Source organism: Candidatus Phytoplasma fraxini (assembly GCF_038024965.1).
Taxonomy (GTDB): Bacteria; Bacillota_I; Bacilli_A; order Acholeplasmatales; family Acholeplasmataceae; genus Phytoplasma; species Phytoplasma fraxini.
This window is the reverse complement of record NZ_CP146843.1, coordinates 299,518-313,896: the sequence shown is the minus strand read 5'-3', so window position 1 is coordinate 313,896 and position 14,379 is coordinate 299,518. Positions and strand designations below refer to the sequence as shown.

The window sequence follows — 14,379 nt, the reverse complement described above, 5'->3', positions numbered from 1 at the left end:
ATTCAAAAAAAAATTATCTTTTACCGACTTCAAACAAATAATAAGCAATAATATTAGTGTTATTATGATTTAAATATTCACTAACTTTTTGAGTAAAATCCATATAAAAAGGTTGTTCTAACAAACAATGTTTTTCGATTAAAACTTTTAAATTATTTTCTGCTATTTTTTCTAATATTTTATCATTTAACGGTTTATTAATATTTTTTTGTTTTATTTGTTCTAATAAATTTTCTTTTTCTTGAACAAAAAACTTCATATCTGCTGAATCTTTGTTAATAAATTTAGGTTTCATGGCTACTATATGTACTGGCAAATGCTCTTCGACATCAGCAGAAGAATTGCTTAAATGGACTAAAGAAGAAATTTTTCCTCTTTGATGTTTATAAAAACCAAAACCTTCTTTATCTTTTTTATAAACTATTTGAATACGTGATAAAATGATTTGTTCTTTAATTACAAAAGCTTTTTGCGCAATAATTTCTTCTACAGTTAGTCCATTATATTTATATTTCAAAAAATCAGTCAAAGTTTTGACAGACATATCAGCTTCTAATAAAATTTGCCCTATTTTATTATATAATTCTGTAAAATTTTCATTTTGGACAACAAAATCTGTTTCTGCATTAAATTCATATAAAATAGCTTTATTTTTGTGAATTAGAACATTTGTTAAACCTTGTAAAATATCTTTTTTTTGGTCAGGTTTATGATAAAGGCCTTTTTTTTTTAATATATCAACAGCAGAATCAACATCTCCTTTAGTTTCTTCTAAAGCCTTTTTACAATAAGTAATCCCTGCTTGAGTTTTTTGCCTTAACTCTTTAATCATTTCAAGTGTTATTTTCATGGACTTTTTCCTTTAATCATGAATTTCAACATATTATTAAAAATCAAATTTATTTTATCTTTTATTGCAAAATATATTTCACTTTAATATAAAAAAATGTCTTAATGCTGGTGAACACAAACATCTTTGAATTATTTTATACTTTTTGTTCTATCTCTGATTGCGTTTTTTCTTGTGTATTTATAGCACTATCCTTAATTTTATTTATTTTTTTTTCGCCTTCAATTGCTGCATTAGCTATAATAGAAGTTATTAATCTAACACCTTTAATAGCATCATTATTAGAAGGAATAATATAATCAACTAAATCAGGATCACAATCACTATCAATAATACCAAAAACTTTAATATTAAGTTTACGAGCTTCAGTTATCGCTATAATATCTTTTTTAGTATCAACAACAAAAATGGCTTGTGGTAATTTATTCATCTCTTTGATTCCGCCTAAAAATTTCTCTAATTTTTCTCGCTGTCTTGTTAATTTTATAATTTCTTTTTTAGTTAAACCATTCCATAAACCATCTTTTTCTTGTTTGTATAAATCTTTTAAAAAATTAATTCTTTTTAAAATAGTTTGGAAATTAGTAAAAGTACCACCTAACCATCTATATGAAATGTAATACTGGTTAGATCTTTCAGCTTCTTGTTGAATGATTTCGCGGATTTGTTTTTTTGTGCCTAAAAACAAAATTTTTCCATTATTAGCCACTAAATCCACTACTTTAGGATAAGCTAATTCAATTGCTTCAATTGTTTTTCTAAGATCTATAATATGGATTTTATTTCTGACAATAGGAATTCCATTTTCATTTGAAAAAAGAAAAGGTTTCATTTTATAATGACATTTTCTAGAAGCACTGCCGAAATGAATTCCCGAACCTAATAATTGTTTAATAGAAACAACAGATGACATAAAAACAAAACAACTCCTATTTAATTTTTATAAAAATTTTGAAAAAATTTAAAACGAATAAACTTGTTACAAAATAAAATTCATCATCATTTAATATACAAATTATATTTTTTTATTAAATTATTATTTAAAATGATTCTAAAACATATTTTAACATATTTTTTTTATTTTTAGAATTTAAATTTCATTTCATTTTATTAGTGCTGCCAAATCCATCTTTACGAATTTTATTATTTGCAACAAAATCATTATTAGTTAAATAAAAATCTTGTAAAATACCTTGTGCTATTCTTTCTGTTTTTCTAATTTGGATTTCTTTATCAAAAAAATTATATAAAGGTATAAATATATGTCCTTCATTTTCCGGATTATTATAATAATCACTATCTATAATTCCAACTCCATTAGGCATTATTAAACCTTTTTTTATAGATAATGATGATCTAGGATAAATAAATAATATTTTATCATGGTCAAAACAACTTTTTATACCTGTAGGAAGTAAAAATAATTCTTGCGGTTTAATAATAATATCAATCGCAGATTCGAAATCATAACCTGCGCTAAAAAGAGTTTGTCTTTGAGGTAAATTAATACCTTTATTTTTATAAGCATTTACTATTTCAAAAAAAAATTTTACTTTATTTGTCAATTCAAATCACCTTTTATTTTTTTTAATTAAATTTTGTTTATACAAATTTCTAGGATGATTTTCTAAAAATTTATTTTTTACAAAAACATCAGAAATATAAGTATAAATTTGAGTTGTTGTAATATTAGCATGACCTAATAATTCTTGAACAACTCTTAAATCTGCACCATTATTTAATAAAACAGTAGCAAAAGCATGTCTAAAAGCATGTGGATATAAAGGAACTTTTTCATTAGTTGTCGAACTTAATTTATTTAAAATAAATCTAATTCCTTTTTCTGTTAACGAATTACCTTTATAATTTGTTAACAGAAAATTGTTTTTTTGTTTTTTTAATTTTGGATTTTTATCTAAAAATTTATTTCGAACAGAAATTAAATAATGTTTTAACATATTAGATAATGTACTATGAATAGGCAAAAATCTTTCTTTTTTACCTTTGCCATAAATTAAAATGCGTTTATCCATTAAATAAATATCTTTGATTTTTAAATTAATTAATTCGCTAACTCTCAAACCACAACTATAAAGTAAATCTAAAATAATATAATTTCTGTAACCTAAAATATTAGATATATCAATAGAATCAAATAAATTTTGAATAAATTTTTCAGATAAAATTTGAGGTAATTTTCTAGATTTTTTCTTTAATTTAATTAATCGAAAAATATTATTTTTTAAATTATACCTTTCAATTAAAAAATTATAAAAAGTTCTTAAAGCCGAAATCTTTCTTAAAATACTGATGTTCGAAAATTTTTTCATACTTAAATAAGATACAAAATATCGAGACTCATTTTCTTTGGATAAATTGTGTAAATTAAACTTCATGTTTTTTTTTTGCAAAAACATTTGAAATTCTTTTACATCATAAATATAATTTTTAACAGTAAAAAGAGAATAATTACGTTCAATTTTTAAAAATATTTCGAATGCATTAATAAAATTCATTTTTTTGAACAACCAATACTAAATAAATTTTAAAAACTTCATACTATGAACATTACAAATAATATTAACTTTTATTATTTTCCCCATATTTTATTTATTATATTAAAATATTGCAATTTAATAAATCTCAAAATCCAATAATCTTCCATTATAAACAAATAAATAATTGATAAAAAAATAAACAAATATCCTAAATATCCTGTATATTTATCTTTAATAAAAATTTTGGATAAAGGTATGTGATATACAATTTTAAATAAAATATTTTTATAATCAATATTTTTCTCTAAATCTAATATACTTCTATTATTAATTCCTTTAGTTGTTATAAAATGTTCTGTTGGATTATTTATTTGTACTTCATGTAATATAAAAGGATTTTGTTTCAAAACAGGATTTGTTTGAAAGTGTTCATCAACATAAAAAACTATCCAATCCCCTGGCTTTAATAACTCACGTTCTTCATCGGTTATTTTTCTTGTAATAATTAAATCATTTTTATTTAATTTTGGTTTCATACTTTTGCTAGATATACGAGAAATATTAAAAAAAATAAATTTAGACATCCATCTAGGATAAAAAACATGAAGAACATTAAGCAAAATAAAATAAATAATAAGAAATAACAAAACATAATATAAAGAAAAAATAATAAAATTATAAAATTTTAATATTTTTTTATAAATCATATGAATCGCTCTTATACTTTTTTAATATATTACTGAAATAATTTTTATTTGTTAATAATGACAAAAATAAATTCTAACATCAAATTTATATTTTCTAGAATATATACTAATAATAGATTTTAAAAATTTAAATCATATCTCTAATTATAACTCATTACGTTATTTTATGTTACATAAAAAATTATAATTTTTTATGTTATTATTTATGTAGTAAATAAAATATTTTTGAAATTATCCAAAGAAAAAATATTTTAAAATTTTATGTTTTTATTCAAAAAATTTAAGAAAGTTAGTAAACCAAATCAATGAATAAAGTAAAATTAATCGCTACATTAGGACCAGCTTGTGAAGATAAAGAAATTTTAAAAAATTTAGCTAAAAAAGGTTTATCAGTAATTCGTTTTAATTTTTCCCATGCTAATCACAAAGATAGCGAAAATATTTTAAAAATAATTAAAGATATCAATAAAGAAAATGATAATTATTTAGGAACTATGCTTGATACTAAAGGACCCGAAATTAGAACTCATGATTTTGTTGAAAAATGCCAAATTAAAAAAAATTCTGAAGTGAGAATTGCTTTTAAAGAAATTTTAGGTACAAAAGAAAAATTTTCTGTAACTTATGATAAATTATATGATGATATTCAAGAAGGTAATTTGATTTTTATTGATGATGGTTATTTAACTTTGGAAGTGATACAAAAAGATGCTCAAAATCATGAATTAATAACTAAAGCTAAAAATAGTCATGTAGTTAAATCCCGTAGGGGTGTGAATATCCCAAATATTAAATTACAAATGTCTTATATTTCAGAAAAAGATAAAAATGATATTATTTTTGCTTGTCAACAAAATTATAATTTTTTAGCTCTTTCTTTCGTCAGAAGAAAACAAGATATTTTAGATGTAAAAAAAATTTTAAACTCTCAAAATAATCATAATATACAAATTATTTCTAAAATAGAAAATCAAGAAGGTTTAGATAATTTAGAAGAAATTATTAAATATTCAGATGGTATTATGGTAGCTCGAGGAGATCTAGGAATTGAAATTAATAGTGCAATGGTTCCTTTTTATCAAACACAAATAATTCAAAATTGTTTAAAATTTGGTAAACCTGTTATTGTGGCGACACAAATGTTAGAATCTATGCAAAAAAATCCATGTCCGACCAAAGCAGAAACAAGTGATGTGTACAACGCTGTACTTGAAGGAACATCTTCTACAATGTTATCAGGAGAAACAGCTGCAGGATTGTATCCTGAAAATGCAGTAACAACAATGTATCAAATTCAACAAGAAGCTGAAAAAAATATAAATTACGAATCACTTTCACAAATATATAATTATCAAAAACCAGAAGATATGTTTGCTTGGGGTATAATTAAAATGACTTTAAAACATTCTTTTGCTGCTATTATTGTTGATGATAAAAAATATAGTATTGCTTTATCTAAATTCAGACCTAAAATAAAAGTATTTGTTAAAGTAGACAGTATCCATGAAGCGACTTCTTTAAGCTTAAACTTTGCTAATATCCCTTATTTAAGCGATTCAGAATTAGACAAAAAACTAAATATATTAAAAAAAGAAAATAATAATGATTTGTTATTACAAATAACAAAAGACACTTTAAAAATCAAATCTTTATCACAACAAAATTATGAACTAAATATAAAATAAAATATCAATATAAAAAAGTTGAACTTTTAATAAAAAAGTTCAACTTATGTTCGAAATAATTTAGATTTATGATAAATAATATTTATTAAAAAGATTCATCGAAACTATAATATTTATAAGAAAATAAATTACCATTTTGGTGATTTATTTTTTTTATTTTTAGCCCTTCGCCATCATATTCATAAGTATATAAAACCAAACCTCTTTTGTGCATTTTATTTATAAAACTTAATAAAAAATTATTTCTTTGAAATAAAAGATAATAAGATTTTTTTTGAATTTTTTGTCCTTTTTCATTATATTTGTAATTTACAATATTTTGTTTTAAAAAATTTTTTTCACATGGTAAAAATTCTATTTTTTTAATTAATCGACCTTTTAGATCGTATTCATATTTAGTTTTACTATTATTCATACAATTAATAGCATGAATAAGTTGATTTTTATCATTATATTCATATACAATGTAAAAATTTGGATTTTTTAAATCTTGTTTATAAATGATTTGATTTTTATAATTATAACCGTATCTATATTCTTGATTTCGACACATATAATGTTTACAGGTCAATCTTCCTTTCAAATCATAATCATAAATAACATTTATTTTTTCAATTCCTTTATCTTTGATATACTTAAAAATAAGTTTATCTTTCCAATAAGGTACTAATTCATTTATAGTATTTTCTGTGTGTGGAGTTTCGAATATGTCAGAATCGGTTTCTATTACACAACAACAATTTAAATAAGTTTGTTTATCGCAAACACCATATATTTGATTAAAATTAAAGCAAATAATACAAATAACAATTATAAATAAATTTAAAAAAAAATTATCCATTATATTTTTTTTCAAATACATAAGTTACTTTCTTCTTTGATTTTTAAAATAAAATTTTATTTTAAAAAAACATAGTTCTATATAATTTTTTAGAAACCAAAATAATTATATATGAAAATGTTTTATCAAAAGAAAAAATTAAATTATAATAAAAACTAAAATTTTTGACAATAAAAATCATTTCAAATTATTTTGGCCAAAATCTAAACAATTAAAAATAACCCAAAACAAGATTTAAATAAAAATAAGATTCATTAATAATAAAATTAAATTTTCAAAATCAAAAAATCAGAAAATGAAATATTACAACAACTAACTTTTTTATTTAATTTTTTAATTTGATATATATTATTATCTTTAGATTGAGATTGAGCATAAATATAAATCAAAATAAGACGAAAAATATCTTGATTTGTTTTCAAAATTATTTCTGACGCTTTTAAATAATTTTTTTGATTTAAAATTTCTCTTACAAAAGAATTAATATTTTTACGATTAAAAACAAACTTTTTTTTCAAAAAACATCTTTGTTTTTCTTTTAAATTAATTTCTATTTCTTCAGGAATCAAATCTAATTCTGAATTTATTATTTCTTGTTTTTGTACTCTCGGTTTATAAAAAGAAAATTCATCTAAATTTTTGATATTCCACAAATTACAAAAAAGAGATAAATTAATTTTATCTTCTAAAACTAATTTAATAGCATTATTCAGAAGATTTTCCATATTTTTCTTTTGATTATCAAAAAATAAAATTCTTTCACAAGCAATTTGCAAATATTGTTCGTTTTTTTGATCTATAATTTTTATTAACTTATCTACTAATTTAAAATTATTTTTTATTTCTTGAATTTTTGTTTTAATTAAATTATTATTCGTGTTTATAGAATTTTTATTTATTTTTTGTAATTGAACATTTAATTTTTCAAAATAAATGGGATTTTCTTCTATTTCTTTTAAAAAAAAATTAATTTGAATACAATATTTCAAAAAATTATCAGTTGTTTTTAAAATATAATAAGATGAATCAAAAAAATTTTTTTTATAATCTAATAATAACTGTTCTAAAACATTTTGTAAATTAAAGTTGATGTTAATTAATTGATAATAAAAACGAAAAATATTAGCTTTTAAAATTTTCAATTTTATTACAAGACTTTGTGTTTTTAAAAAAGCTTCTTGAAAAGTAGAATAATTTTTTTCTAAAAGAAAAGATTTCAAAAGAGAATATACACTATAAATATTTCCGATTGATTCAGGTTTAATTTGATTTAAAGTTTTTTTAAAACAATGAATCATTTCTAAGCTATAATCAAAAAAATTTAAATTAACAATATTATAACTAATTTTTTCTTCTGCTAACCAACCAGTTTTATTAAATAAAGAGATAACTCTAGATGCTTTTTGACGATTATTAGAAATTAATTCTTCTTTATTATTCTCTTCATTGTCTTCATCGAATAAAATTTGTGACTTTTCTATAAAATATTTTTCTAAAACATTTAAAGCTGTATTTTTATTAATACAAAATTCATCATCTTCAACAGCTAATTTTTCTAAAATCAAAAGACAATCAATATAGATATTTTTATTAACTGAAACTAATAATTGAAAAAAATTATAAGGGACAATTTTAAATAAATCTGAAAACATTATATATTCACATCCTTGACATAATTTGAATTTTAAAAAAAATATTTAAACTGTAAAATTTATAAAGATTTGAAAAATTGTGAATATAATTTAATATGAGATATGATTGTCAAATTTTTATCATTCGCTTATAAAAATAAACAAATCCACATTATAACTCCAATTAAAAAAATAAACAAATAAATTTTGATATTTTATGCGAATAATTAATTTTCTTTTTTTCAATATAGTTCTTTTATAGATAAAATTTTTATTTAATAATTTTTTTATAAATATAATTTAAAGCGTTATCTAGTTCTTTTTTATAAACAAATATAAAATATAATATTAAAAATTTAAAAATTGTTTAAAATTTGAAATAAAATTAAAAATTAAATATGAATATTAATAAACCAAAAAATAATTTTATATGTTAATATAAAAATAATTAATAAACAATTTTAATTTCTAACGGTTCCATTTTTAATAATACTTCAATTTATAAAAAAAGACCAACTTAATAGTCAGTCTTAAAGAATTTTGAACAACAAAAAGTGTCTAAACTTTTAGAAAAGCTTAATTTTATAATTTTAAATTAAATAAAACAATATTCTGCACTTTCATATGTTTATAATTAAAAAATATTGAATAATTTTATAATATACGCACAATATATAATTTAATTGTTTTATTTAATTTTATCTAATTTCTTGCATAAAAAATTAGCAATAACATGAACTGTTTGAACTAATAAAAATATAACTATAACATAGACAAAAATAAAATATAATCGACTAAAACCTATTTTATTAAAATTAATATTCTGGTTTAACCGTCCATAATCCAAAATAATCCCACTTAAACCAGCTTGCCCTAACAAATGTAAAACACTAGAATAAGCAATCGCAGAAATAAATAAAGAAACTATTTTTAAAATTAAAAAAACTCTAGTTTCATTTAATAAAAAATATATAATAAATTGCTTGTTATTAGCGCCTAAACTATAAGCTGTTTGATAAATTTCTGGATTCATTTGTTCAAATATTTGTGCACAATTACGAGCAAAAACAAAAATTAAAATAAAACTTAAACAAACAAGAGACGGTTTAAAACCATAATACCATTTTAAATATGGAGCTGTTACATGATCTACTATTAAAATAATTAATATTATATAAGGTGTGGAAAGTATTATATTAATAAAACTGTTTATAATAAAATAAATTTTTTTTTTATTGTTTATTTTGCATAAATATAAACAAACTGCTAATAAAAAACCTAAAAAAGAAGAAATCATACAAGCACAAAAAGTTAATTTTATAGTATCACTTAAACCATGTAATAATAAAAAACCTCCATCAGAACGACGATAAAGTAAAATTTTTATAAAAGAAACAAAAAAATTTATCATAAATTATTTCACATAACTATTAATTTTATTTTTTATTGATTCCATTTCATCGACTTTGATTAATTCCACATTTTTACCATAGTTGTTTTTATAATGTTCAATTATTTTTGTTTGCTGTAAAACTCGTTTTAATTTGTTTATTTGTTCGTTATTTTCATTGTTTGATTTGATTATTAACGAAATCACATAGCTTATCGAAGAATCATCTTGGTCTGGTTTTGGAAATGTTGTAATAGTTTGTAATTTATCAATATTTTCGTTATTAATGTTTGCTTTAATAATCGCCGGGTATTGAATCAATAAATCATATTCAAGCATGTGTTCTTGAAAAAAATGAGAAGATTGATATAAATTTGCTGTAGGAGGGACAGTTATTTTTATATGATTCGGTATGTCGAAAGAATCATTTGTTAAATCAGTGTATTTATTTTCAAGTTTTTCATCTTTATATTCTTCTTTTCTTTGTATAAGTTTTAAATGTTCTAAAAAACGTAACATCAGATTTTGTTGAATAACATCATTGCAAAGTAAAATTGTTATATCTTGTTTTTTCTTATGTCTATTTTCTAAATCTTGATAATCATTAATTTGATTTGCGATTCGATCATTTTTTATATTATATAATCCTAAATGAGCCCAATAGAAAGGTTGAGCAACAATTACTGGATCATGTGATTTACCATCTTTTTTGTAACAAGTTCGAATATAAGGAAGATGACAATCTAATATAGCTGTTACTTCACCGACATCAAGCCAATTAGTAGTCTGATTCCAATCACACATAGTATGTAATATTTCTAATTTAATATTTTCTTTTTCGAATTCTGCTTTCACAATAGGGTCTTGTAAAAAATTACGTATATCAGGCAAAGCAGTACCTATTTTTAATGTTGGTTTTTTTGTAAAAAAGTCGTTTAAATATAAAATAAATATTAATATTATAGAAAATCCAATACCAATTAAAACAAATTTTAAAATATTTTTTTTTTGAGAAGAATTCATATTTATTCTTATATCCTTAATATTTTATATTTTTTTATAAAATTATTTTATTTTTTTTGCAAAAATTTCTGGATAAGATAAAGATGCAAAATTATAAGAAGGTTTTAAATCAATAATTTGCTCTATTGTCCTTTTGTTCAAAATAACAACTATATCACATAAAGATTTTATAACAGAACTATCATGAGAAATAATCATAATAGTTGTTTTTTTTATTTTATTTATTTGATAAAATAGCTTTAAAATATTTCCACTGATTGTTTTGTCTAAAGAAGAGGTTGGTTCATCACAAAACATAATTTTGGGTTCATAAACTAAAGCTCTTGCGATAGCTGTTCTTTGTTTTTGACCACCCGAAAGTTGTTTTGGATATGAATAAGCAAAATTTGATAATCCCACAAAATTAATCACTTCCAACACTTTATTTTGGATTTTGTCTTTAGAATATTTCCTGAGTTTTAAAGGTAAAGCAACATTATCAAAAACATTAGAATTAGATAAAAGATTAAAATTTTGCCAAATAGTACTACTTTCTAAATGATTAAAGTTTTTAATAATTTGTGTATCTTTTCTTTTATCAGGTTGTTCTAAACCATTCATTATTTTGAATAAAGTAGTTTTACCAGAACCAGTTTCACCTACTAAACCCAATATTTTACCTTCAGGAATCTCTAAATTAATTTTTTCTAAAACAGGGATATATTTTCGATTAATACAAAAAGTTTTATAAAGATTAATTATTTTTAAAATCATTATTCAACCAACAATAATCATCCTTTCCCCAAATTGAAAATAAAAATATTTAATTTTTTTTTTGTTTTTTATCTATTATTTGCAATAATAATTTCCAAGGCATACTGGCGCATATAAATCTCCCCGGAAATTTACTAATAACTTCTAAAATCTGCAATTCTTTATCTAATATTTCAGAATTAAATTTTTTATTTTGTAACATATTACAAAAATTATTTATTTTAACAACAGCTAATTTTAAATTACATTCTTTCAAATAAACAGACATTAAAGAAGAAGAAGCTATTAAAATTGCACATCCTTCGACTTCATATTTAATATCTACAATATTGGAATTATAAAATTTTACTTGTAGAATTATTTTATCACTGCACGAAATATTTCTTTTTTGAAGTATAACATAATTTTGTTTTTGACTATTTTGAATTAATCCTCTATTCAAAGGATTACGATAATGTTGAATTATTAAATCGCGATATAATTGATTCATTCAATTTAAAAATCAACCTTCCTTGTATTTCATCTAATAAATTAAAAGGCAAATTTTAATTTTGACAAACAATTAAAGCATGAATTTTATTTTTTTTAGTTAATAAAATATATTTATTATTACATAAAGCTATTTCGGGCATAACAATAAAATCTAATGTTTTAATAGTTTTTTGAAAAATTTTAATTTTGCTAGAATTTATAATACTTTTAGCTTTTTTTCTAGAATCAATCAATTTAGTTTGAACTAAAGCATCAACGATACTAATAGGTTCTTTAATTTCTATTGAAAATAAATATTTTCTTAATAAAACAAATTCTTTTTCATTAATTTCTTTTTGTTTATTTAAGAATAAAATATTATTTACTTGACAACATTCTTGAAAAATTTTTTCTCCATGAACAAAAGAAACAACTTGTTTAGCTAATTCTCGTTGAGCTAATCTAGAATTAGGACTAACTTGAACTTGTTTTTCTAATTCTAAAATTTTGTCAATTTCTAATAAAGTTAACATTTTCAAATAATTAATAACTTTATCATCATTCACATTAAAACAAAATTGATAAATTTGATAAGGATTTGTTAATTTTTCATCTAACCATATCGCATTTTTTTCGCTTTTACCGATTTTAACGCCTTTATCATCTAACAAAAGCGAAGTACTTAAAGCAAAAGGTTTTTGTTGAAATTCGTTTTTTTTCTTTTTTCTTATTAATTCTAATCCAGCTGTCATATTACCCCATTGATCAGAACCACCTATTTGTAATATAATATTATGTTTTTTATATAACAAATAAAAATCTAAAGCTTGCAAAATCATATAAGAAAATTCAGTATAAGAAATTCCTTTATTTAATCTTTGAGCTATCTTTTCCTTAGAAATCATATAACTTACATTAAAATATTTACCATAATCTCTTAAAAAAGCTATCAAATCAATTTTAGAAATCCAATCAAAATTATCTATAAATGTTATTTTGTGTTCTGTTAATAACTTAATTAATTGTTTTTTTATTTTAAATAAATTATTTTCAATTTCTTCAAGAGATAATAATTTTCTTTCTGTTTTTTCTTTAGGATCGCCTATCAAAGAAGTTGCACGCCCAATCAAAATAAAAGGTTTATGGCCTTTTTTTTGTAATAATAAAATAGTTATCATTTGAACTAAATGACCAATAGTCAAAGAATCAGCAGTTACATCAAAACCCCAATAAAAATTAATTTGTTCTTGATTTAAAAGTTGTTCTAATTGTTTATCATCATTGGAATTTTGAAATAAATTACGCCATTTCAATTCTTGAAATAAAAACATAAAAAGCCTCTTTTATTATATTCATACAAACATTCTATTAAATTTAAAATTAAAATAAATAAATAAAAAAAAAAATAAATTATTTTCTTTCTTTAATTTTAATAGCTTTATTAGATAATTTTCTGATGTAATATAATTTAGCTCTACGAACTATACCACGTCTTACGATTTCTATTTTTTCATAACAATTTGAATGAACTGGAAAAATACGTTCTACGCCTACACCTGCATATACTTTTCTTACTGTAAAAGTTTCAGAAATATGACTGCCTCTACGACTAATAACTATACCTTCAAAAACTTGAATTCTTTTCTTATTTCCTTCTTCGATTTTATTAAAAACTTTTACAGTATCTCCTGGTCTAAAATCAGGCACATTTCTTAAATTTTTATTATTAACTGATTCAATTAATTGTTGTCCTTTAAGATTCATTATCTTCATCCTTTCACTATTTTTTTAAATTTTAAATGTTTTCTTCTTTTTTAATTTCTCTTAATAATTGCTGCATTTCAATATCTAAATTCAGTTTATTCAATAAATCAGGTCTTTTTAAAAAAGTACTTCTTAAACTTTCTTTTTTGCGCCATTTAGCAATTTCAAAATGATTTCCAGATAAAAGAATTTCAGGCACTTTATGATTTTGATACTCTTTAGGTTTAGTATATTGAGGATATTTTAATAAAATATTATGATGCGAATCTTGTAAATAAGATTCTTTTTTGATTACTCCAGGCAAAATTCTTATCAAAACATTCAACAAAATGATTGCTCCAAATTCTCCACCAGTTAAAACATAATCTCCTATAGATATTTCTTCATCAACATACTTTAAAATTCTTTCATCTACACCCTCATAATTACCACATAAAATTATTAAATGATCATGATCCTGTGAATATTGAATAGCTTTTTGTTGATTAAATAATTTTCCTTGCGGAGATAATAAAATTATTTTAGTCTTTTCCTTTTTATTTATATTTTGTAAACATTCATAAAAAGGTGGAAAAGATAATAACATTCCATTATCTCCTCCATAGGGAGTATCATCAATTTGATGATGTTTATTTTGACTATATTCTCTTAAATTATGAATATTAATTTGAATTTTGTTTTTATCTTTAGCTCTTTTAATAATAGAATGATTTGATAAATTATCAAAAAAATTAGGAAAAATAGTAATAATATCAAATATCATTTT

The 14,379-nt window shown here is 21.1% G+C and carries 15 protein-coding genes; 1 reads left to right on the top strand and 14 read right to left on the bottom strand.

What is annotated here, in order from left to right:
- Positions 1-13: 13 nt before the first annotated feature.
- From tsf to AADV48_RS01700, 5 genes are all read right to left on the bottom strand, one after another.
- Positions 14-850 carry a translation elongation factor Ts gene (gene tsf / locus AADV48_RS01720; protein ID WP_341266356.1) on the bottom strand — a complete coding sequence of 279 codons (837 nt, stop codon included), beginning with the start codon at positions 848-850 and terminating at the stop codon, positions 14-16.
- Between the two features lie 136 nt (positions 851-986).
- On the bottom strand, positions 987-1,763 hold the full coding sequence (gene rpsB, locus AADV48_RS01715) for a 30S ribosomal protein S2 (RefSeq protein WP_341266355.1): 777 nt from the start codon (positions 1,761-1,763) through the stop codon (positions 987-989).
- Positions 1,764-1,947: 184 nt separating this feature from the next.
- Positions 1,948-2,415, bottom strand: coding sequence for a dUTP diphosphatase (locus tag AADV48_RS01710; protein WP_341266354.1), 468 nt, complete (start codon positions 2,413-2,415; stop codon positions 1,948-1,950).
- A 6-nt stretch (positions 2,416-2,421) separates the two neighbouring features.
- Positions 2,422-3,366, bottom strand: a complete 945-nt coding sequence (locus tag AADV48_RS01705; protein WP_341266353.1) for a tyrosine-type recombinase/integrase — start codon at positions 3,364-3,366, stop codon at positions 2,422-2,424.
- Between the two features lie 74 nt (positions 3,367-3,440).
- Positions 3,441-4,055 (bottom strand): hypothetical protein, encoded by a 615-nt coding sequence (locus AADV48_RS01700; RefSeq protein WP_341266352.1) that lies wholly within the window; start codon positions 4,053-4,055, stop codon positions 3,441-3,443.
- Between the two features lie 305 nt (positions 4,056-4,360).
- Here AADV48_RS01700 and pyk point away from each other — a divergent pair, with 305 nt between their 5' ends.
- The gene (pyk, locus tag AADV48_RS01695; RefSeq protein ID WP_341266351.1) at positions 4,361-5,740 is read left to right on the top strand and encodes a pyruvate kinase; all 1,380 of its coding nucleotides are present in this window, start codon (positions 4,361-4,363) and stop codon (positions 5,738-5,740) included.
- 85 nt (positions 5,741-5,825) lie between these two features.
- Here the strand turns inward: pyk and AADV48_RS01690 are convergent, their stop codons facing one another.
- The 9 genes from AADV48_RS01690 to trmD form a co-directional block, all read right to left on the bottom strand.
- Positions 5,826-6,602, bottom strand: coding sequence for a hypothetical protein (locus AADV48_RS01690; RefSeq protein WP_341266350.1), 777 nt, complete (start codon positions 6,600-6,602; stop codon positions 5,826-5,828).
- 245 nt (positions 6,603-6,847) lie between these two features.
- Positions 6,848-8,233: a Wadjet anti-phage system protein JetA family protein gene (locus AADV48_RS01685; protein WP_341266349.1), complete on the bottom strand. Its 1,386-nt coding sequence runs from the start codon at positions 8,231-8,233 to the stop codon at positions 6,848-6,850.
- A gap of 667 nt (positions 8,234-8,900) precedes the next feature.
- On the bottom strand, positions 8,901-9,623 hold the full coding sequence (locus AADV48_RS01680; RefSeq protein ID WP_341266348.1) for an ABC transporter permease subunit: 723 nt from the start codon (positions 9,621-9,623) through the stop codon (positions 8,901-8,903).
- A 3-nt stretch (positions 9,624-9,626) separates the two neighbouring features.
- Positions 9,627-10,625: a MetQ/NlpA family ABC transporter substrate-binding protein gene (locus AADV48_RS01675; protein WP_341266347.1), complete on the bottom strand. Its 999-nt coding sequence runs from the start codon at positions 10,623-10,625 to the stop codon at positions 9,627-9,629.
- Positions 10,626-10,667: 42 nt separating this feature from the next.
- Positions 10,668-11,378 carry an ATP-binding cassette domain-containing protein gene (locus tag AADV48_RS01670; RefSeq protein WP_341266346.1) on the bottom strand — a complete coding sequence of 237 codons (711 nt, stop codon included), beginning with the start codon at positions 11,376-11,378 and terminating at the stop codon, positions 10,668-10,670.
- A gap of 49 nt (positions 11,379-11,427) precedes the next feature.
- A complete protein-coding gene (gene sufU / locus AADV48_RS01665) occupies positions 11,428-11,868 on the bottom strand; it encodes a Fe-S cluster assembly sulfur transfer protein SufU (RefSeq protein WP_341266345.1) in 441 nt (146 codons plus the stop codon).
- A gap of 55 nt (positions 11,869-11,923) precedes the next feature.
- A complete protein-coding gene (gene tyrS / locus AADV48_RS01660; protein WP_341266344.1) occupies positions 11,924-13,180 on the bottom strand; it encodes a tyrosine--tRNA ligase in 1,257 nt (418 codons plus the stop codon).
- 79 nt (positions 13,181-13,259) lie between these two features.
- A complete protein-coding gene (gene rplS / locus AADV48_RS01655; protein ID WP_423064657.1) occupies positions 13,260-13,616 on the bottom strand; it encodes a 50S ribosomal protein L19 in 357 nt (118 codons plus the stop codon).
- 28 nt (positions 13,617-13,644) lie between these two features.
- Positions 13,645-14,376: a tRNA (guanosine(37)-N1)-methyltransferase TrmD gene (trmD, locus tag AADV48_RS01650; RefSeq protein ID WP_341266342.1), complete on the bottom strand. Its 732-nt coding sequence runs from the start codon at positions 14,374-14,376 to the stop codon at positions 13,645-13,647.
- Positions 14,377-14,379: the final 3 nt, after the last annotated feature.